An 18,200-nucleotide genomic window follows, 5' to 3' on the forward strand; every position below is an offset into this window, starting at 1 on the left:
GAAAATTCAGAGAACTAGGCAAACACTACCCGGCTACTACAACTAATAGTTCTGCCTTTCCATATAACACGCATCGCGCGACTGGAAAAATCGCGTCCACCACGACGTGAGCGGGCCCAGAGGCTCGCTCCATCACGACAGCAGCGGCGACCAGGCCGGATCCGAGGCGAAGCCCGGCGTCGGCACCTTCTGCTCGAAGCGGCCGGAGACGTCGATCGAATATAGCGACGGACCAGCGGTGCCGCCGGGGTCACGGAAGAACATCAGCACGCGGCCGTTGGGCGAGAAGGTCGGCCCTTCATTGTGGAAGCCGGCGGTGAGGATGCGCTCGCCCGAGCCGTCCGTCTTCATGATGCCGATCGCGAATTGACCGCCGCCCTGCTTGGTGAAGGCGATGAAGTCGCCACGCGGCGACCACACCGGCGTCGAGTAGCTGCCCTCGCCGAACGAGATGCGCTGCGCTGCGCCGCCACTGGAGGACATCACGTAGATCTGCGGTTTGCCGCCGCGATCGCTTTCAAAGCAGATCTGGCTGCCGTCCGGCGAGTAGCACGGCGAGGTGTCGATCGCCGGCGTGTCGGTGAGCCGCGTCGTCGTGCGCGAGCGCAGATCCATCACGAACAGGTTGGAGTTGCCGCCCTGCTGGAGGCTGAGGATGATGCGCTGGCCGTCCGGCGAGAACCGCGGCGAGAACGACATGCCGGGGAAGTTGCCGACGATCTCGCGCTGGCCGGTCTCGATGTTGAACAGATAGACCCTCGGGTCACCCTGCCCGAACTCCATGTAGGTGATTTCCTGGCTCGACGGCGAGAACCGCGGCGTCAGCACGAGGTCGGCGCCGCGGGTGAGGTAGCGGACGTTGGCGCCGTCCTGATCCATCAGCGCGAGCCGCTTGACGCGCCGCTCGGACGGGCCGCTCTCGTCGACGAACACGACGCGGCTGTCGAAATAGCCCTTCTCGCCGGTCATCTGGGTGTAGATCTGGTCCGAGATGATATGTGCGATGCGCCGCCAGTATTCCGGCGCCGTCACATATTGCTGGCCGGTGAGCTGCTGGCCTGAGTTCGGGTCCCACAGCCGAAACTCGGCCTTCAGCCGCCCGTCCGGCTGCCGCGTCGCGCGGCCGGTGACGAGCCCGCGCAGATCGAGCGGCTTCCAGCTCGCGAATTGCGGCGGGGCCTCGAAATTGCTGATGCGCTCGGGAAAGGCGGCCGGGTCCACCGGCGCGAACAACCCGCTGCGCTTGAAATTGTTGGTAATCACCTGTGCGATACCGTTGCCGACATCGGCGTCGCCGGCACCGCCGGGCACGAAGGGCGGAATCGCGATCGGGATCGGCTTGAACTCGCCGGGGCCGATAATCACACGTTGCGCGAACGCGGGCCCCGCGCCCAAGGCTGCCATGGCGGCTCCTCCGCCCAGCAGAACCTGGCGCCGCGTGGTGGATCCTGTCTTGCGCGTCGGAGGTGTCGTCAAGTTCGGCCTCGCATCGAATTCATCATTTTGAGGTTGAATGTCGCGGGTATCAACTTCCACTCATTGTACCGGTTCTTCGGCAGAAACGCGTAGGGCGCACAGTTCTCGACCGCACGCTTGGCATTTTCCGCCATGGCCAGGCTGACGGTACGGGACGGTCCGGTCATGCCGACGACGGCGGGAGCAGCAAAGAGCGATCCATCCGGCCGTAGCTGGATATCGAGATCAACGGAGATCTTGTCTTCATCCACGCCGCTATAGGGCGCATTGAAGCAGCGGGTGACCGCCTCCTGGAACGCGGCCTGCCAGCTCGCGACATTGGCCTCTGCCGTTCCTCGCACCGAGCCCAGCGCCGCATTCGCATTGATCTCGGATCCCGTGACCGCCTGCCGCGTCGGATCTTTCTGATTGATCAAGCTCGCCATCTTCTCGGCGTCGAACTTGCGCTCGCTCTTGTGCTTGGGCGGCTCCGGCGGCGCGGCGGCGGCCTGCGGCTTCGGCGGCTGCTTCGCCTTGTCCTTGTTGAGCACGCTGGCGATCTGGTCCGGATTGAACGGGTCCGGCTTCTTCTCCTCCGGCTTCGGCTTCTCGGCCGGCGCGGGCTTCGGCGGCTCCGGCTTCTTCTCGGCCACCGGCTTCGGCGTATCCGGCTGCTTCTCGACCGGCTTCGGCGGATCGGGCTTCTTCTCGACCGGCTTCTCCGGCTTGGGCTGCGGCTCAGGCGCGGCGTCGGTCTCGGTGACCTGCTTGGTATCGACCTTGCCGACGATGTCCTCGGTCGGCTTCTTCTCGCCGATCTTGTCGGCCAGCAGCTTCTGGGATTCCTTCTTGCCCGTCAGCGCGCCGGCCTTGGCCTTCGAGCTGTTGTCCTCCGAGATCACGTCGACCGGCACAAGGTCCTCCGGCGGCGCCACCATCGAGCGCGCGGAGAAGCTGAACAGGCCCCAGCACAGCACGAGCACGTGCAGGGCGACGGACAGCACTGTCCCCTTGCGCGTGCGCACGAACCGGATGAGGTCCTTCGACGTCATGAGCCCTGATCCGGCAGCACGACGATGCTGGCGCGATAGCCGGCATCGCGCGCCAGGCCCAGCACCTTCATCATGTCGGAGTAGCAGGCGTCGCGATCGCCGCGGATCTTGACGACGTTGTCGCCGCCGCCTGCGCCCGCCTCCTTCATCGCCTTGATCTTCGGCCCAAGCTCGTTGATCGCGATCGGCGAGTCACCGAGATACACGTCCACCTTCGACGCGCAGCCGCCGCCGGTCTTCTTCACGGTGACCTCGAGCGGCGGCTTGGCGTCGGCCGTCGAGGCCGAGCCGCCTTGCGCCTGGGGCAGGTCGACCTGGATGTTGACGGTGAGCAGCGGCGCCGCGACCATGAAGATGATCAGCAGCACCAGCATGACGTCGACCATCGGCGTGACGTTGATCTCCGCCATCACGGCCGCCTTGCGCCGACCGCGGCGACCACCGCCGCCGGACGCGCTGCCCATGCTCATGCCCATGCTGTGGTACTCACGATCCGGATGCCACTATACCTGCCCTCATCCCCGCTCGTCGATCTGACGGGACAAGATGGCCGAAAATTCATCTGCGAAGCCTTCCAACCGCTGCGCCTGCCGGTTCACCTCCGAAGAGAACTTGTTGTAGAAAATCGTCGCCGGGATGGCCGCGATCAGGCCGATGGCAGTGGCGAACAGCGCCTCCGCGATGCCCGGCGCGACCACCGCCAGCGAGGTGTTCTTGGAAGCCGCGATCGCCTGGAAGCTGGTCATGATGCCCCAGACCGTGCCGAACAGACCGACGAACGGGCCGGCGGAACCGACCGTGGCAAGCACCAGGAGACGGCGTTCCAGCCGCTCGACCTCGCGCGCGATCGACACGTTCATCACCTTCTCGATGCGCATCTGCAGGCCGGCGAAGGAGCGCGCGTGGCCCTCGAACGAGCGCTTCCACTCGCGCATCGCCGCCACGAAGCACGCCGCCATGGATTGCGTCGGCTTCGCCGATAGCACCCGGTACAGCTCCTCGATGGATTCTCCGGACCAGAAGGCCTGCTCGAACCGGTCCATCGAGCGACGGGTCCGCGAGAACAGGAACATCTTGTCGATCGCAATCGCCCAGACCCAGATCGAGCAGGAGATCAGGCCGAGCATGATGATCCGAACTACCCAGCCGGCATTGCCGAACAGATCGATCAGGGACAGGCCGCCGCTATCGACAGACATCTGCAGTATCCTCTCAACCAATCATCCCGGGATGCCCGGGACCATGCAGCCGCCGTTCCATGCCGGATGCCGTCGCGGCGGAAAGCGCCTGCGCGAGAAAACCCTGAACTGATCGCTTTAAGAGGCCCGCCGAAGCCATAAGCGGCCTGCTTCCTCTGCCAACGTGTCAAAACAAGGGCTCTTGGCGCGCGTAAGCGCCCCTTAACCAAACCCCCTCCGGGGTTAAGGCGGGGTTACCGCGGAGTATTGCCGAGGTCAAAGGTCCAGCCGGACCAGCCAGATAGAGCCTTTGTGATCAGCCGCTTGACCGTTTTGGCCGGCGGCGGACAGCGGCCAGCCGCCGCAGGCGGGCGGTATCGGAGAACGCAAAACGCCCGCAGGCGGGGGAACCGCAGGCGGGCGTCTTGTGCCGTCAGGGCGGGGGCTGAAAGCCCTGCGGCGTCAGGTGAGAGGCGATCAGCTCTGCGGCTGGTCGTTCGGCGGGGTCGGACGCGGCTTGTGCTGGGCCATGAACGCGTCGAACTCCTCCTTGTCCTTGGCGTGGCGCAGCCGGGTCAGGAAGTCACGGAACTCCTGCTGCTCCTCTTCGAGCCGCCGCAGGGTCTCCATGCGGTACTCGTCGAAGGCGCGGTTGCCGCTCGAAGCCGGCTGCGAGAAACCGAAGCCGAAGCCGCGGCGCTCCATCTTGTCGCGCATGCGGTCCATCTTCCACTGCATCCGTTCCATCTTGTTCGACCAGCGATCGCCGCCGTTCCAGCACGACATCTTTCTGCTCCCGAGTGTGAAAAAGAGAAGGGCAAGTCCGATCGGCCACCAGATGATGAAGCCGAGCACGGTCACGGCGATCCAGCCGGGATGCCAGGGCGACTCCATCATGCGGGGCCGGTACCTCTGCTCCTCCTCCGAACCGCGCCAACGATTGACATCTGCGGTGTAGGCCATCTCCCTCTCCATTCGCGGCGCCATGCCGTGTGAATGTAAATAACATTTACATAGCTAGCTCAACCCGGGATTTTGTCAAGGCGACCGCCTGACGCGTCGCTCGAATTATTTTTCGGCGTTCTTTGAACCTTATTTCGGGCGGCCCCAGGGCCCTGCCGGCTTGTCATCGTCCGGCAGCGGCGGCGGCTCGGCAGCGGAGGACGGCGCAGGCCGGCGGTCGGTCGGGAAGCCGAGCCCGCGCAGATAGATCAGCAGCTCGGCCTCCAGCAGCTCCTCGGGCGACATCGGCAGCTTGCGCCGGGCGGCATCGCCGCGCGCGAACAGCGAGGCGATGCCATGCGTCATCGACCAGATGTGCAGCGCCATCATCAGGGCCGGCGGCCGCGGCATCCCGGGCGGCGCCAGCGCCGCCAGCCGCTCCGCCGCGGCCCGAATGACGCCGAAAGCGCGCTCACCCGCCGCCAACAGGCCCGCGGTGGAGTCCGCCGGCACGCCGGATTCGAACATCGCCGAATAGAACGCAGGCTCCGAACGGGCAAATGCGAGATACGCCTTGCCGACGCGCTCGAACGCCGTGACGGTGTCGGGCCGGCCGTCGTCCCACGCCGCCGAGAGCTGCGCCTCGAACTGCTCGAAGCCGCGCTGGGCGATGCTCGACAGCAGTTCGTCGCGGTCGCGGAAGTGGCGATAGGGCGCGGCCGGACTGACGCCGGCCATGCGGGCCGCATCGGCAAAGGTGAAGCCGGCAGCCCCCTTCTGCGCGATCAGGTCGAGCGCCGCCTGCAGCAGCGCCTCCTTGAGGTTACCGTGATGATAGCCGCGCTCGGCGCGGCGCTCTTCCTTGCGCCAGCTCATGTAAATGGCTTTTACATGAGCCGGGTCGAAGGAAGCCAGCGACTTTTGGGCGGGGTCAGCCGCCGACTTCCGGGACGCTCTATCGCGCCGTTCGGTTAAGCCCCCGCGAACAGGTGCCACCCTCGCCCCTTGAGGGCCCCCGCAAGGGGCAGGGTGGCACCGAAGTCGCCGCGGGATCAGCGCGCCCGGCACAAGCGCCGGGCGCCCGCAGCAAGCGGGACGTTCACCTCAGCCGACGTGCTCCGCCCTGCAGGCCGCTCAACTAGCCGCCCGGAATCGGCAGCACCGGCATGATCTCGACCCGCTCGCCCGGGAAGATCGCAAAATGCGGATGGTTGACGAACATCTTCGCGGCATCCTCGTGCGACGCGGCGCGGACCACGGTAAACGCGCCCATCTCGTTGGCGATGTCGTTGACGCCGCCCTTGTCGACCCGCTTGGTCTTGCCGAGCGGCCCGCCCATCGCGACGATCGCGTCCTTGTGTTGGTCCACCCAGGCATGCCAGGCCGCCATGCCCTGCTGTCCCCTGGCATTGCGCTCCGTCTCGGACAGCGCCTCCCAGTCTTTCCAGACCGGACTGGTCTTGCTGCCGAGAAAGACGGCGAGATAGGTGTTGCTGTTGTCACTCATTGCACTTCCCTCTCCTGCTGTGAAACGGATCGATCAGACACGGCCGGCATGCGGCAGCTCGGCGAAGCCCGCCGCCGCCTGCTGCACCTCCTCGGAAAAGTCGGCCATCTCCTGGACCTGGCGAATCTCGATGATCTCGTTGTCCGAGGCCGGGCACTGCCTGGCCCAGGCGATCGCCTCGTCGCGCGAGGCGACCTCGATCATCCAATAGCCGCCGAGCACCTCCTTGGCCTCCGCGAACGGGCCGTCGGTCACCACAGGCTTGCCGCCCGCGAACGAGACCCGCGCCCCCATCGACAGCGGATGCAGGCCCTCCAGCGTGATCAGCACGCCGGCGTCCTTCAGGGCCTCGTTGTAGCGCATCATCGCCTTGACACGCTCGGGATCGAGCTGCACGTCCGGCGGCGCACTCTCATAGCCGAGCGGGATCATCAGCATCATGAATCGCATCGCGTTTATCCTCCTCTCCTGATCAGGGTCGGTTCAGTTCCTGGCGGCCTGCGCACGCAGCCGTTCGACCCGCTCACGCAATTCGGGCGTGAACGTCTCGCCGAAATCCTCCGCGGCATAGACCTGGCGGATCTCGATCTCGCCGCTCGGGAACGGCGCCCGCTTCATGTGCTCGATCACCTCCTCGAGCGAGCCGGCCTTGAGCATCCAGAAGCCCGCCGCGAGATCGCGGGAGAGATCGAACGGACCGCGCGCGACGCTCGGCGTCCCGTTCGAGAAGTCGATGCGCGCCCCCTTCGCGGTCGGATGCAGGCCCTCGCCGGCCTCCATCATGCCGGCCTTCACCAAGCCCTCGTTGAACCGGCCCATCGCCGCGAACTCCTCGGTGGTCGGCAGGATTCCGGCTTCCGTGTCCCTGGTCGCCTTCACGATCACCATGAACCGCATGGCTGCTCTCCCCTGATGCTGTCCGGCAGGACTGCCCTGCCCTCATCAGTAGGACGATCCGGCCCCGGCACGGCCGACACGCTCCCGCAATTATTTTGGCCGGGTTCCCGGTTCAGCCCGGCTCTTGCGGGAACATGTGGAAATAAGGCTGGGCCTCGGCGAGCACCCGCGCGACGGAGGGCCGCGCCTTGAGCCGGTCGAGATAGGCTGTGACCCCAGGCAGCCCATCACCCAGCGGCTCCACTCTGTCGGCGTAGAACAGCGCCGGCAAGGCCGCGCAATCCGCCAGGGTGAAAGGGTCGCCCATCGCCCAGCCACGCGGCGGCAGCTCGGCCTCGAGCATGGCGTAGGACGTGCGGAGCCGGCTTCGGGCGTCGGCGACGCCGAGCGGATCGCGGGCATCGGCCGGCCGCAGCCGGTCGAACACGACGGTCTGCGTCGGCATGTGCACATAGAGGTCGAGAAAGCGATCGCGCAGACGTGTCCGCAAAGCGAGATCGGGATCATCGGGAATGAAGCGCGTCCTGCCCGCATAGTGCTGGTCGAGATACTCGATGATGATGCTCGATTCCGGAATCGTGCGCTGCTCGTCGCGCAGCACGGGAAATTTACCGATCAGCCACAGCTTCAAGAACGCCGCGCGCTCATCCGCGTCACCGAGATTGATCAGCTTCGGCGTGAACGAAACGTCGTTCTCATACAGCGCGATCAGCACCTTCCAGCAGAACGACGACAGCGGATGATAGTAAAGGGTCAGGGACATCGTACGCTCCTGCTGAGTTGAGTGAGAACAAGTCGTTTGGTCCCGAACGCGCGGCCGCAGGACGGTGCGCTCCCGCGGCCCGCTGTTCACGGGGAGAGGGTTGAGGTGAGGCCCTTGACGCACGGATGATGTGAGTGGAAAGACCTGCGCTGCCCCGGAACCCGGAGCGCGCCGCGAGATATGGGCTCACACGCCCCGAACGGGGGCATAGCGCGCGATGACAACGCCGTTGGTCAGCGCCCGGCTGTCGATCAGGCTGAGCTTCAAGGCCTGCCCCGGCTTGAACAGCGGCCGTCCGGCGCCAAGCACGCGCGGATTGATCGCGATTCGAAGCTCATCGATCAGGTCGTGTGCCACAAGCGTCGAGCCGAGGTCGGCGCTGCCGAACAGGAACAGGTCCTTGGCATTCTCCTGCTTGAGCTTGTCGACCTCGGCCGCGAGCTCCGGACCCAGCAGATGCGCGTTTGACCATGCCAGGCGAGACAGCGTGCGGGAGGCGACATATTTGGGGATGCTGTTCATGACGTCGGCGATCACGCCCTTCTCCGTCGGCCAATAGCCGGCCATCAGATCGTAGGTCACCCGGCCGAACAGCAATCCGCCCGCCTCGTGCAGCTGCGTCTCGGAGATCTGCTCCAGCTCCGGGCCCCACACATCCTCGTGCCAGGAGATGTCGCCGTTCGGGCCCGCAACCATGCCGTCCAGCGTCATCATGTTCCACATCACCAGTCTCGCCATCGACTGCCTCTCCCTGACTGCTTTCATTTTGCAAGCAGTTGGAGAATGCCCAGACCGGTGCAATATTGCAAGCGGTTTATGCGCGATCCCTGCTCACGAGACTTCGATGTCCGACCCTCAGCGCTCCGGCTGCCCGATCAACCTGTCGCTCGAAGTGGTGGGGGATAAATGGAGCCTCTTGATCATCCGCGACATGATGTTCGGAAATCGCCGGCACTATCGCGAGCTGCTCGGCGGCTCGGAGGAGGGCATCTCCTCGAACATTCTCGCCGACCGGCTGAAGACGCTGCTCGCGGCCGGCATCATCAGCCGTGAGGACGATCCGAGCCACAAGCAAAAGGGCATCTATTCCCTGACCGAGCAGGGCATCGAGCTGTTGCCGATCCTCGCGCAGATGGCGGGCTGGGGTTACAAGTATCTGCCCGTCTCGGAGGAGCTCGGCATCCGCGCCAAGCTATTGATGGAAGGCGGCCCGAAGATGTGGGCCGAATTCATGGACGAGCTGCGCGAAACCCATCTCGGCGCGAAACGGCGCAGGAGGGCTGGACCGAGCGTCGGCGAGCGGCTGCAGGCAGCTTACCAGAAGGTCGTCGCTGCCAAGAAGGCCGAGGCAGGCGGCCGATGATCGCACGCCTCGCGACGCGCACGGATCGTGCGCGCCGCTTCCCGCATCAGAACCGCGTGTTGTCGGCCCTGTAGCGCGATGATTTGCGCGGGGCGCGTTCGGGGGCCTGCTCGAGCTGCGCGATCGGACGGCGATAGGTCTCGGCGCGACGCAGCCAGCCCGCCTCCCACACGCGGTTCGAGGGCAGATTGCGAACCCGCTGTTGCAGCACGACCTGCACCGCGTCGGAATATTCGGCGAGCACGGCCTTGGACTCGGTGGTGGTGCCGTTCATCTTGAGCAGCACCTGCTTGAGACCCCAGCCCTGGCGCTGGCCCGTCTCCTTGTCCACGGCCGTCTCGGACGGATTGGTGCCCTCGCCCTTGAAGTTGATGTAGTCGATCAGCGGGTAGAGATCGTTGGAGGCGCGCACGACTCGCGAATATTGCGCGACGATGTGCTCGCGTTCGGCGCTGTCCGGCGTGTTGGCGAGGATCTTGTCCATCGCGCCTTGCGCACGCGCCACCAGGAACTGCGTCTGCTCCGCAATCGTGTCGAGCAGGAACTGCCGCAATTGCCGCATTTGCGGCGAGTTGAAATTCCGCTTGAAGTCGGCCCGGCTGGTCCACGGGCATGCCGGAATCGGCGTCTTGTCGAGCCATGCAGGCAACGGCGTCTTGCCCTTGCGCAGAAATGCGATCAGCCCCGGAAAACCCTCTTCATAAGGCGGCTTCGCGGTGGACGGGTACCAGATGAAATGCCCGATTCCCAGCGAGGCGAATTCTTCACCCGCATTCCACGACGTGATCGCGTCGCGCCGTCCCCCGGCCTCGTTGAGCCAGATCCTGCGGCCGATCATCTGCGCGACGTCGGCCGGCAGCGCGCGCTGAGGCACCGACAGATTCTTCGTGGTCTTGGCGTCGCTCCGCGGGTCGCCCTTGCGCTCGGCCGCGATCGGCTTCGCAGGCTCGGTCGGTGGAACGACCACTTTCAGAGCCGGCATCTGCACGTCCGACGGCCGCCCCACCGTCTCGGGCTCCGCCGTCTGCGGCTGCTGCGGCGGCGCGACATCGTGCGCAGCCTGCTCGGTCTCTGCCGGTTTCGCAGCAACGCTGCCATCCGCTCCGGCGGCGCCGGACGCCGCGAGCCCGAGGACAATGCACGACAACAGCAGCGCGCCGCACCCGCGCCACAGACCATTCGACCCGTGCGACGAAGCGTGCAGCTCCGTGGTTCTGACGAGGGTGATTCGCCGGCTGATGAATAGATCGCCCATGTCGATTCTACCGAGACTCTTAAACTCTACGCCACCGGTTCAGATTCGTCCCGGACACGTCCGAGAGCCACCGACGACGAGCAAATCAGCCGACGGCGGGACTGTCCAATTCCACGGGGGAACGCGCCTGGAGAGGCGGCTCTTTTCCTGAAGACTTTCAAGTCGATCACCCTTGTCCAGTGCTTCCCGTAAGAAAGTCCCTCTTTCGCCTTTCCAGAATTCATACTCCTTTAGCCACGTCCTGTTCCCGATCGAGAGGGATGTTTCGCGGTCGTCACGAACGTGGGGGGCAGGATGCGGTGGACGCGTCGATGTTGCAGCGTGGAGCATGATTCGGAACCGGAGGCCGTTGACGGCTATTGCGCCACAGCTTTCCGACAAGATCATGCTCATATGAGGACACGCAGACGAACAACGCGGCGCGTACGGCGAAATCATGTGGTCCCTGGCATCCCGATGCTGATGCCGTGTCCGATGCGGGAGCGTATTGTGGCGGAAACGGGGGCAAAACAGCCGGTCCCCGGGCATCGCGCAGGGAGGGCCGGGATGTCTCAGCCGAATCTGTGGTTCCTGCCCCGTGCATTTTTCCCGCGGGGGCCATGGGGCGGGCAAGCTCCCGGTCTTCCCTGCGCCCTCCGACCCGAGAGGGAGGCCAGGGCGAGCATGACTCGGGTGCTTCGACACCGCGAGAACGCGAATTGACGTCGTCGTTACCACCCCTGGCTGTTTGACAACGCCCACGAACTTCGCTGGCTATACGCATCGCGCGGAGCTGGATTGAACGTACTCTGACAGATGTGACGGCCTTCACAGGCGATCCGGGCAGCGCATGTTAGGACTCAACGACGAGAAGAGCCGGGCTGCCGGCCCGAGGAGTCGACCCCCGTGACGGAAACATCGACGACGACGCTGACTGACAAGGTCGCCCTGATCACCGGGGCGGCACGCGGCATCGGGCTGGCGACGGCAAAGAGATTTCTGCACGAAGGCTGGCGCGTGGCGCTTCTCGACATCGAGAAGACGCTGCTCGACGACGCCACATCGGCACTCAAATCCCCCGATCGAACGCTCGCGCTGCATTGCGACGTCGCGGACGCGGCGATGGTCGCCGATGCGTTGGCGCGCATTGCCGGCCGTTTCGGTCGTCTCGATGCACTGGTCAACAATGCCGGCGTGGCGCGTTTCGCCCCGATCATGGAAACCAGCGAAGCCGACTGGCAACGCATCCTCGACGTCAACCTGACCGGGCCGTTTCTGTGCACGCGCGCCGCGGTGCCGCTGATGCGCGAGCACGGCGGCACCATCGTCAACATCACCTCGATTTCAGCCGTCCGCGCCTCGACGCTGCGCTCCGCCTACGGCACCAGCAAGGCGGCGCTGGCGCATCTGACCAAGCAGCTCGCGGTCGAGCTCGCTTCCACCGGCATCCGCGTCAACGCGGTGGCGCCGGGCCCGGTGGAGACCGCGATGGCCAAGGACGTGCACACGCCGGAGATCCGCGCCGACTATCACGACGCCATTCCACTCAACCGTTACGGCCTCGAGGACGAGCTCGCCGAGGCGATCTTGTTTCTCAGCTCCGAACGCTCCAGCTATATCACCGGACAGATCCTGGCCGTCGATGGCGGCTTCGATGCCGCGGGAATCGGATTGCCGACCTTGCGCGGCCAACGCAGGAACACATGAAACGATGCCGAGCCGGACGCGCATCATCCTGACCTTGCTGCTCGCCGTCCTCTTGTGGGGGATCGCGACGATGCTGGCGCGCGCCGACGTCCGCATCATCTCCTCGCCCGGCGGCGAGGTGGGACCGTTCCTCGATCTGTTCGAGAAGGTGCGCGCCTCCGGGGAGCGTGTCATCATCGACGGTCCCTGCCTGTCGGCCTGCACGCTGGTGCTCAGCGTCGTGCCCGAGGACCGCATCTGCGTGACGCAGCGAGCCTCCCTCGGCTTCCACGCCGCACGCTCGGTCGACCGGCGCGGCCGCGTTTATGCGGAACCCGAAGCCTCCAAGCTGGTGCTGCAGACCTATCCCACGCCGGTGCGCGGCTGGATCGAGCGCCGCGGCGGCCTGACGTCGCGGCTTCTGTTGTTGCGCGGGCGCGAGCTCAAGGCGATGTACCCCTCGTGCCGCTAGCGGCGTCACGCCGCGTAGCCTTCGGCCGGGGAATTGATCATCCACGGAATGCCGAAGCGATCGACGCCCATGCCGAAGCCCTTCGACCAGAAGGTCTTGCCAAACGGCATGGTGACGGCACCGCCTTCGAGGAGCGCGTTGAACTTGCGCTCGGCCTCGGCCGGATCCGCGATCTGGAGCGAGACCGAGATTCCGTGCGGCTTGCCTTGATAATATTCGGGCGGCGAATCCGAGGCCATCAGGACGCCTCCGCCGATCGAGAAGCGGACATGCATGATCCTGTCCTTGTGCTCCGGCGCACACGGCATCTCCGGCGGCGCCTCGCCGTTGCGCATCATCATCTCGATCTTGGCGCCGAGCACCTCGCGGTAGTGCTTGAGCGCCTGCTCGCAATCGCCGTTGAACGTCAGATAGGGACAGATCATCGTCATCCTCCTTGGTTGAAAGATCATTCGTCAGCGCGGCAGCGGCAGCGGCAGCAGCGCGCGCAGCCGGCGATCGCGCAGCCACAAGCCGCCCCACAGCATCAGCCCGAGATAGAGGCCGAACAGGACGTGGCTGAACAGCGGACTGCCGATGCGGACATGAGAAGCGATGGCGCCGCCGAGATAGCCTGTCAGCAGGATCGCCCCGACGAACGACGTCGCCGGCAACGCATAGAGCACGGTGCAGACGATCGTGATCAGACCGAGCGCGCGGGCCGTGCCGTCACTCGCGCCATAGCCCATCTGATCCAGCGTCTGGGTGACGACGGACAGAGGGACGAGCTTGATCGCGCCGTCGAACAGCAGGAACAGGGTCACCAGCCCACTCAGGATGCGGCCGCTCCACAATTCGGCGCGCGAGACCGGTTCTTCCAAGGTGATCGTCGTCATCTGCAGCTCCTCCCCGTAATGCTGCTCCAAGGACGAATGAAGGAGCGTGCCGCCGACAGCCCGGTTCAAGATTTTGGATCGAATCTCAGCGGAATGTCACTGGCCGACCTGGACCTGAGCCGTTGCGCTGTCGCGCATCAGGCGATCGAGCTGCATGCGGATATGCGCGGCCTCCGCCGAGCTGTGCGCCAGCGCGATGGCGCGGTCGAAGGCGGTCCGTGCCTCGTCGGCGCGTCCGAGCTGCATCAGCAGCGCGCCGCGCACGCCGAAGAAATAGAAATAGTTGGCGAGCCGCCCTTCGAGCGGCCCGATCAGGTCGAGCGCCGCCCCGGCGCCGCGGACCTTGGACACCGCAACGGCGCGGTTGAGCGTCACCACCGGCGAGGGCTGCACCACTTCCAGCGCGCCATAGAGCAGGTCGATCTGCGTCCAGTCGGTGTCCTCCGGACGCGCGGCGCGTGAATGCAGCGCCGCGATCGCCGCCTGGATCTGGTACGGACCGCTGCGGCGATGGCGCATCGCCTTGTCGATCAGGGCTGTGCCTTCCGCGATCATCGGCTGGTTCCACAGCGAGCGATCCTGATCCTCCAGAAGAATCGGCAATCCCTCGGCGTCGAAGCGGGCGGCGGAGCGGGCGTGCTGCAACAGCAGCAGCGCCGTCAGCCCCATGATTTCGGGCTCGCTCGGAAACAGCCGCAGCAGCAACCGCGCCAGCCGGATCGCCTCCTCGGACAGCGGCTGGCGCTGCGCGGCGGTCTCGCCGCTGGCCGAATAGCCCTCGTTGAAGATCAGGTAGACCATGGCGGCGACCGCGGTCAGGCGCTCCGACCGCTCGACCGCGCCAGGGGTCTCGAACGGCACGTTCGCCTGCGCGACGCGCGCCTTGGCGCGGGTGATGCGCTGCTCCATGGCGGCCTCGCTGACCAGGAAGGCCCGGGCGATCTGCTTCACCGTCAGTCCGGACACCACGCGCAGCGCCAGCGCGATCTGCTGCGTCGCGGGCAGATCCTTGTGGCAGCAGATGAACAGCAGGCGGAGGATGTCGTCGCGATAATGCGAGCCGTCGAGCCGGTCGGCCAGCGCGCTCTCGGCGTCGTCGAGATCCGAGATCGCCTCGTCCTCCGGCAGCGGCTGCTCGCGGCGGACACGGCGGACGTCATCGATGGCCGCGTTGCGTCCGACCATGATCAGCCACGCCGCGGGATCGCGCGGCGGCCCATTCTGGGGCCAGCTCTTCAGCGCGCGCAGGCAGGCGTTCTGGAATGCCTCCTCCGCCGTGTCGAGGTCGCGGAAATAGCGCAGCAGCGCGCCGACGGCCTGGGGACGTGCTGATGTCAGGGCTGCATCGATCCAGGCCGTATCGGTCATGCCAGCGCTCCACCCGGCCTGAACGTGCCGACGGGACGGATCTCGTAGGAGCCGCCTGGATTGGCCTCACCGAGCTCGCGCGCGACCTCGAGCGCCTCGTCGAGATTGGCACAGTCGACGAGATAGAAGCCGAGCAGTTGCTCCTTGGTCTCGGCATAGGGGCCGTCGATGACGAGCGGCGGATCCTCCTTCCGGAGCGTCGTCGCGGCCGTGGTCGGCAGCAGCCGCGCCACCGGCCCGAGCCGCCCCTGCTTGGCGAGCTTCTCCTGGATGACCGCAAGCTTGGCCATGACCGCGGCATCCTGGTCCTTGCTCCAGGCGCAGACGACATCCTCGTCATGATAGCAGAGCAGCGCATACAGCATCGGAAGTCATCTCCATTCGTCTTCAAGACGGCGGAGTATGCCTCCGGCCGACAGACCCACGAAGTATTTTCGCGGGTTCCGCCTGCAGGAACAAGCCGCCTACCAAGAGATGCCGTACTTGGCCGCGATGTTGCGCGCCCGCGTCTCCTGCGCGCTCTCGCGCGGCTGCCTGGCTCGGCCCGTCTGGCGCTGCGACTGGCCTTGGCCCTGCCCCTGACCTTGCCCTGCGGCACCTTGGCCGCCCGCACCTTGCGCCATGCCGTCCGCGGCGCCCTGTTGACTGGCGGCCTGCGGCTGACCGCCGCCCTTGCCAATGGAAATGCCGTTGGCCGACAGGATCGACCCGACATCGATGGTCTGAGCCTGGACCGAGGCGGATGCGATGACGAAAGCGGCGGCGAGAAGCAATTTGCGCATGACGATGTCTCCGTGTTGATGGCTGGAGATTGGCCTGCGCGCGCGATCTGGTATGTGGAACACGTCACATAAGCTCGAGGACCCCCCGATGACCAAAGGCGCGCTGGCGCTCCTGATCCATGGCGGCACCGATAACTGGTCGCCGCAGCGCTGGAAGGCGCGTTTCGACGACGTCTGCGGCGACCGCCCGGTGGTGCTGCTGCCGGATGCGAGCCTCGATCCGGCGGAGGTGCACTACGCCGCGGTGTGGAAGCCGGTCCCCGGCGAGCTCGCCGGCTTCCCGAACCTGCGCGTGATCTTCAATCTCGGCGCGGGCGTCGACGCACTGATGGCCGACAAGACGCTGCCGAGCGTGCCGCTGGTCCGGGTCGCGGTCGATGATCTTACGGCGCGGATGACCGAATATGTCGTGCTGCACGTGCTGATGCATCATCGGCAGGAGCTGTATCTGCGCGAGTCGCAGCGCGTGAAGCGCTGGGCGCCCAAGTATCAATGGCCGGCGGCCGAGATCGGAGTCGGTATTCTCGGACTGGGTACGCTCGGCATCGATGCGGCCGAAGTGCTCAAGCGGCTCGGCTTCCAGGTCGCCGGCTGGAGCCGCAGCGAAAAGCAGGCGGACGGCATCGAGTGCTTCCACGGTGCGGCGCAGCTGGATGCGTTCCTGGCGCGGACCGACATTTTGGTGTCGCTGCTACCGCTGACGCCCGACACGCGCGGCATTCTCGATCGCAAGATGTTCGCGAGGCTTCGGCGCAGCTCGCCGCTCGGCGCCCCCGTCATGATCAATGCCGGGCGCGGCGGCCTGCAGAACGAGGCCGACATCCTCGCCTGCCTCGACGACGGCACACTTGGTTCGGTCTCGCTCGACGTGTTCGGCCAGGAGCCGCTGCCGGTCGACAGCCCGTTCTGGAGCCACCCGAAGGTGGTGCTGACGCCGCACAATGCGGCCGACACCGACGCCGACGCGATCTCGCGCTACGTCGCCGAGCAGATCGCGACCTTCGAGGCCGGCGGGGCGCTGCGCAATCTGGTCGATCGCGTCAGGGGATATTGAACCGCTATTTGTTGCCGACCATCACATCGATCGCGCCGGCGACGATCGCCTCCAGCTCCTGACGCGGCGCCCGCGCGCGCGCCCGGACAGCGATCGAGTGGATCGTCGCCGACGCCAGACGCGCCAACACGACGGGATCGGCGTCGGCCGGCAGCTCGCCTTTTTCCTTGGCGCGGCGGAAGCAATGCGCAAACGCCTTGTCGAGCTCGGTCAGCGCGTTCTGCACCATGGCGCGGATGTCGGGGTCGGCGACCGCCTCCGAGCCCGCCGTCATCACCGTGAAGCAGCCGCGCGGTCCCTCCTCGCCCGACAGATAGATGTCGAGCGCCGTGGCGAAGATCTGCTCGAGCTGCCGTCGCACCGGCCAATCGTTGCTGAAGACGTCGCCCATGAGGGCGCGGGCATTGTCGCGATAGCGCTGATAGCTCTTGATGTAGAGCTCGCGCTTGTCGCCGAACGCGCCATAGAGGCTCGGCCGGTTCATGCCGGTGGCGGCGCTGAGATCGTCGAGCGAGGTCGCCGCAAAGCCGGTCGACCGGAACAGGTCGAGCGCCTTACCGAGCGCGACATCCGGCTCATACGCCCGCGGCCTGCCGCGCCGCTTCGGCTGGTCGGGGGCACCCGCCTTTTCTATCGGACGGTCGCCCTGCGGCGGCCCTTTCTTTTTTTGTACCATTTCGCACTAAATTCCTTGACCGAGCTCATATTATGCGAGACAGTATAAAAATCAACCAATGCTCCGGTCCGGAGCCCGAGGGAGACGTCCATGGACCTGTATTTCTCGCCGCTCGCCTGCTCGCTCGCCACCCGCATCGCGCTCTACGAAGCCGACGCCGCGGCGAACTATCTCGAGGTCGATCCCAAGACCAAGATCGTCCTCAACGACGGCTCCGATTTCCGCGCCGTCAACCCGCTCGGGCTCGTCCCGACGCTCCGCACCGATGACGGCGACCTGCTGACCGAGAACGCCGCGATCCTGCAATATGTCGCCGATCGCTTCCCCGAGGCCAAGCTCGGCACCGGCCCCGGCATGGACCGCAGCCGGCTGCATCAATGGCTCTGCTTCATCGGCACCGAGCTGCACAAGGGCCTGTTCATTCCGATCCTCGACAAGACCGCGCCCGAGGAAATGAAGGCTCATGTCCTGAAAAAGAACCTGTCGCGGCTCGATCATCTCGAGAACCATCTGCGGGATCGCGACTATCTGCTCGATCATTTCACGGTCGCCGACGCGTATCTCGTCACCGTGATCAACTGGACCATGGCAACGCCGCCGGTCCAGCTCGCGAAATGGCCGGCCGTGAAGGCGTACTACGAGCGCCTGCGCGCGCGGCCGTCGATCGCCCGTGCCATCGCCGAGGAGTTCGAGCTCTACAAGGCGGAACTGGCGCGGCATAAGGCAGCGGCCTAGGAACAGGCGGCCTGGGAACATACGAGTCTCGTCTCCCTCGATTGGGAGATGAGACCTCTTCACGGGGAAGATGAACCATCGCTCATTGACCCCTTCTCCACCGCGCCGGATGCTTGACCGCGATCATTCCGGGTTGCAATCCTCGAATCGCAGGAGGATTG

The 18,200-nt window shown here is 65.7% G+C and carries 23 protein-coding genes; 5 read left to right on the forward strand and 18 right to left on the reverse strand.

Annotated features, from left to right (window positions below):
* Positions 1-132: 132 nt before the first annotated feature.
* The 11 genes from tolB to ACQR03_RS26745 all read right to left on the reverse strand — a co-directional run bounded on the left by tolB (position 133) and on the right by ACQR03_RS26745 (position 8,532).
* Positions 133-1,404 carry a Tol-Pal system beta propeller repeat protein TolB gene (tolB, locus tag ACQR03_RS26695; protein ID WP_315717581.1) on the reverse strand — a complete coding sequence of 424 codons (1,272 nt, stop codon included), beginning with the start codon at positions 1,402-1,404 and terminating at the stop codon, positions 133-135.
* 68 nt (positions 1,405-1,472) lie between these two features.
* On the reverse strand, positions 1,473-2,507 hold the full coding sequence (locus ACQR03_RS26700; protein ID WP_315717582.1) for a protein TolA: 1,035 nt from the start codon (positions 2,505-2,507) through the stop codon (positions 1,473-1,475).
* Positions 2,504-2,983, reverse strand: coding sequence for an ExbD/TolR family protein (locus ACQR03_RS26705; RefSeq protein WP_315717583.1), 480 nt, complete (start codon positions 2,981-2,983; stop codon positions 2,504-2,506). The genes ACQR03_RS26700 and ACQR03_RS26705 overlap by 4 nt, the downstream gene beginning before the upstream one ends.
* 39 nt (positions 2,984-3,022) lie before the next feature.
* A complete protein-coding gene (gene tolQ / locus ACQR03_RS26710) occupies positions 3,023-3,706 on the reverse strand; it encodes a protein TolQ (RefSeq protein ID WP_315717584.1) in 684 nt (227 codons plus the stop codon).
* Positions 3,707-4,162: 456 nt separating this feature from the next.
* A complete protein-coding gene (locus tag ACQR03_RS26715; RefSeq protein ID WP_315717585.1) occupies positions 4,163-4,648 on the reverse strand; it encodes a DUF2852 domain-containing protein in 486 nt (161 codons plus the stop codon).
* Between the two features lie 129 nt (positions 4,649-4,777).
* Positions 4,778-5,503 carry a TetR/AcrR family transcriptional regulator gene (locus tag ACQR03_RS26720; RefSeq protein WP_434841612.1) on the reverse strand — a complete coding sequence of 242 codons (726 nt, stop codon included), beginning with the start codon at positions 5,501-5,503 and terminating at the stop codon, positions 4,778-4,780.
* A 262-nt stretch (positions 5,504-5,765) separates the two neighbouring features.
* Entirely contained in the window at positions 5,766-6,134 is a 369-nt protein-coding gene (locus ACQR03_RS26725) for a hypothetical protein (protein ID WP_315826694.1), read from the reverse strand.
* A 33-nt stretch (positions 6,135-6,167) separates the two neighbouring features.
* Positions 6,168-6,584 (reverse strand): YciI family protein, encoded by a 417-nt coding sequence (locus tag ACQR03_RS26730; RefSeq protein ID WP_315717588.1) that lies wholly within the window; start codon positions 6,582-6,584, stop codon positions 6,168-6,170.
* Positions 6,585-6,617: 33 nt separating this feature from the next.
* Complete coding sequence (locus ACQR03_RS26735; protein WP_315826693.1) at positions 6,618-7,031, reverse strand: YciI family protein; 414 nt, start codon at positions 7,029-7,031, stop codon at positions 6,618-6,620.
* 112 nt (positions 7,032-7,143) lie between these two features.
* Entirely contained in the window at positions 7,144-7,794 is a 651-nt protein-coding gene (locus tag ACQR03_RS26740; RefSeq protein WP_316193971.1) for a glutathione S-transferase family protein, read from the reverse strand.
* A 186-nt stretch (positions 7,795-7,980) separates the two neighbouring features.
* A complete protein-coding gene (locus ACQR03_RS26745; protein ID WP_315826691.1) occupies positions 7,981-8,532 on the reverse strand; it encodes a dihydrofolate reductase family protein in 552 nt (183 codons plus the stop codon).
* Positions 8,533-8,638: 106 nt separating this feature from the next.
* Here ACQR03_RS26745 and ACQR03_RS26750 point away from each other — a divergent pair, with 106 nt between their 5' ends.
* Entirely contained in the window at positions 8,639-9,157 is a 519-nt protein-coding gene (locus ACQR03_RS26750) for a winged helix-turn-helix transcriptional regulator (protein WP_315753948.1), read from the forward strand.
* Positions 9,158-9,203: 46 nt separating this feature from the next.
* Here ACQR03_RS26750 and ACQR03_RS26755 read toward each other — a convergent pair whose 3' ends face one another.
* Positions 9,204-10,412 carry a hypothetical protein gene (locus tag ACQR03_RS26755; RefSeq protein WP_315753950.1) on the reverse strand — a complete coding sequence of 403 codons (1,209 nt, stop codon included), beginning with the start codon at positions 10,410-10,412 and terminating at the stop codon, positions 9,204-9,206.
* Positions 10,413-11,297: 885 nt separating this feature from the next.
* Here ACQR03_RS26755 and ACQR03_RS26760 point away from each other — a divergent pair.
* A complete protein-coding gene (locus ACQR03_RS26760; RefSeq protein ID WP_315753952.1) occupies positions 11,298-12,098 on the forward strand; it encodes an SDR family NAD(P)-dependent oxidoreductase in 801 nt (266 codons plus the stop codon).
* 4 nt (positions 12,099-12,102) lie between these two features.
* Complete coding sequence (locus ACQR03_RS26765) at positions 12,103-12,549, forward strand: hypothetical protein (RefSeq protein ID WP_315753955.1); 447 nt, start codon at positions 12,103-12,105, stop codon at positions 12,547-12,549.
* Between the two features lie 5 nt (positions 12,550-12,554).
* Here the strand turns inward: ACQR03_RS26765 and ACQR03_RS26770 are convergent, their stop codons facing one another.
* The 5 genes from ACQR03_RS26770 to ACQR03_RS26790 form a co-directional block, all read right to left on the reverse strand.
* The gene (locus tag ACQR03_RS26770; protein WP_315753957.1) at positions 12,555-12,974 is read right to left on the reverse strand and encodes a VOC family protein; all 420 of its coding nucleotides are present in this window, start codon (positions 12,972-12,974) and stop codon (positions 12,555-12,557) included.
* Between the two features lie 30 nt (positions 12,975-13,004).
* Entirely contained in the window at positions 13,005-13,424 is a 420-nt protein-coding gene (locus ACQR03_RS26775; protein WP_315753959.1) for a DoxX family protein, read from the reverse strand.
* A gap of 96 nt (positions 13,425-13,520) precedes the next feature.
* Entirely contained in the window at positions 13,521-14,792 is a 1,272-nt protein-coding gene (locus tag ACQR03_RS26780; RefSeq protein WP_315717599.1) for an RNA polymerase sigma factor, read from the reverse strand.
* Complete coding sequence (locus ACQR03_RS26785) at positions 14,789-15,157, reverse strand: YciI family protein (protein WP_315717600.1); 369 nt, start codon at positions 15,155-15,157, stop codon at positions 14,789-14,791. Before ACQR03_RS26785 ends, ACQR03_RS26780 begins: the two co-directional genes overlap by 4 nt.
* Before the next feature lie 99 nt (positions 15,158-15,256).
* Positions 15,257-15,574, reverse strand: a complete 318-nt coding sequence (locus tag ACQR03_RS26790; protein ID WP_315717601.1) for a hypothetical protein — start codon at positions 15,572-15,574, stop codon at positions 15,257-15,259.
* A gap of 88 nt (positions 15,575-15,662) precedes the next feature.
* Here ACQR03_RS26790 and ACQR03_RS26795 point away from each other — a divergent pair, with 88 nt between their 5' ends.
* A complete protein-coding gene (locus ACQR03_RS26795) occupies positions 15,663-16,628 on the forward strand; it encodes a 2-hydroxyacid dehydrogenase (RefSeq protein WP_315753961.1) in 966 nt (321 codons plus the stop codon).
* Between the two features lie 4 nt (positions 16,629-16,632).
* Here ACQR03_RS26795 and ACQR03_RS26800 read toward each other — a convergent pair whose 3' ends face one another.
* Positions 16,633-17,304 carry a TetR/AcrR family transcriptional regulator gene (locus tag ACQR03_RS26800; RefSeq protein WP_315717603.1) on the reverse strand — a complete coding sequence of 224 codons (672 nt, stop codon included), beginning with the start codon at positions 17,302-17,304 and terminating at the stop codon, positions 16,633-16,635.
* Between the two features lie 90 nt (positions 17,305-17,394).
* Between ACQR03_RS26800 and ACQR03_RS26805 the strand changes: the two genes are divergently transcribed.
* A complete protein-coding gene (locus ACQR03_RS26805; protein ID WP_315753963.1) occupies positions 17,395-18,039 on the forward strand; it encodes a glutathione binding-like protein in 645 nt (214 codons plus the stop codon).
* The last annotated feature ends 161 nt before the right edge of the window (positions 18,040-18,200 follow it).

Source organism: Bradyrhizobium sp. HKCCYLS3070 (assembly GCF_051167575.1).
In the GTDB taxonomy this organism is placed as follows: Bacteria; Pseudomonadota; Alphaproteobacteria; order Rhizobiales; family Xanthobacteraceae; genus Bradyrhizobium.

Coding starts and splice junctions, on each gene's coding strand:
- ACQR03_RS26735 (WP_315826693.1), bottom strand. CDS start 7,031: ATGCGGTTCATGGTGATCGTGAAGGCGACCAGGGACACGGAAGCCGGA.
- ACQR03_RS26765 (WP_315753955.1), top strand. CDS start 12,103: ATGCCGAGCCGGACGCGCATCATCCTGACCTTGCTGCTCGCCGTCCTC.
- ACQR03_RS26795 (WP_315753961.1), top strand. CDS start 15,663: ATGACCAAAGGCGCGCTGGCGCTCCTGATCCATGGCGGCACCGATAAC.
- ACQR03_RS26790 (WP_315717601.1), bottom strand. CDS start 15,574: ATGCGCAAATTGCTTCTCGCCGCCGCTTTCGTCATCGCATCCGCCTCG.
- ACQR03_RS26800 (WP_315717603.1), bottom strand. CDS start 17,304: ATGGTACAAAAAAAGAAAGGGCCGCCGCAGGGCGACCGTCCGATAGAA.
- ACQR03_RS26780 (WP_315717599.1), bottom strand. CDS start 14,792: ATGACCGATACGGCCTGGATCGATGCAGCCCTGACATCAGCACGTCCC.
- ACQR03_RS26700 (WP_315717582.1), bottom strand. CDS start 2,507: ATGACGTCGAAGGACCTCATCCGGTTCGTGCGCACGCGCAAGGGGACA.
- tolQ (WP_315717584.1), bottom strand. CDS start 3,706: ATGTCTGTCGATAGCGGCGGCCTGTCCCTGATCGATCTGTTCGGCAAT.
- ACQR03_RS26730 (WP_315717588.1), bottom strand. CDS start 6,584: ATGCGATTCATGATGCTGATGATCCCGCTCGGCTATGAGAGTGCGCCG.
- ACQR03_RS26775 (WP_315753959.1), bottom strand. CDS start 13,424: ATGACGACGATCACCTTGGAAGAACCGGTCTCGCGCGCCGAATTGTGG.
- ACQR03_RS26740 (WP_316193971.1), bottom strand. CDS start 7,794: ATGTCCCTGACCCTTTACTATCATCCGCTGTCGTCGTTCTGCTGGAAG.
- ACQR03_RS26705 (WP_315717583.1), bottom strand. CDS start 2,983: ATGGGCATGAGCATGGGCAGCGCGTCCGGCGGCGGTGGTCGCCGCGGT.
- ACQR03_RS26745 (WP_315826691.1), bottom strand. CDS start 8,532: ATGGCGAGACTGGTGATGTGGAACATGATGACGCTGGACGGCATGGTT.
- ACQR03_RS26785 (WP_315717600.1), bottom strand. CDS start 15,157: ATGCTGTATGCGCTGCTCTGCTATCATGACGAGGATGTCGTCTGCGCC.
- ACQR03_RS26725 (WP_315826694.1), bottom strand. CDS start 6,134: ATGAGTGACAACAGCAACACCTATCTCGCCGTCTTTCTCGGCAGCAAG.
- ACQR03_RS26750 (WP_315753948.1), top strand. CDS start 8,639: ATGTCCGACCCTCAGCGCTCCGGCTGCCCGATCAACCTGTCGCTCGAA.
- tolB (WP_315717581.1), bottom strand. CDS start 1,404: ATGGCAGCCTTGGGCGCGGGGCCCGCGTTCGCGCAACGTGTGATTATC.
- ACQR03_RS26720 (WP_434841612.1), bottom strand. CDS start 5,503: ATGAGCTGGCGCAAGGAAGAGCGCCGCGCCGAGCGCGGCTATCATCAC.
- ACQR03_RS26755 (WP_315753950.1), bottom strand. CDS start 10,412: ATGGGCGATCTATTCATCAGCCGGCGAATCACCCTCGTCAGAACCACG.
- ACQR03_RS26715 (WP_315717585.1), bottom strand. CDS start 4,648: ATGGCCTACACCGCAGATGTCAATCGTTGGCGCGGTTCGGAGGAGGAG.
- ACQR03_RS26805 (WP_315753963.1), top strand. CDS start 17,395: ATGGACCTGTATTTCTCGCCGCTCGCCTGCTCGCTCGCCACCCGCATC.
- ACQR03_RS26770 (WP_315753957.1), bottom strand. CDS start 12,974: ATGATCTGTCCCTATCTGACGTTCAACGGCGATTGCGAGCAGGCGCTC.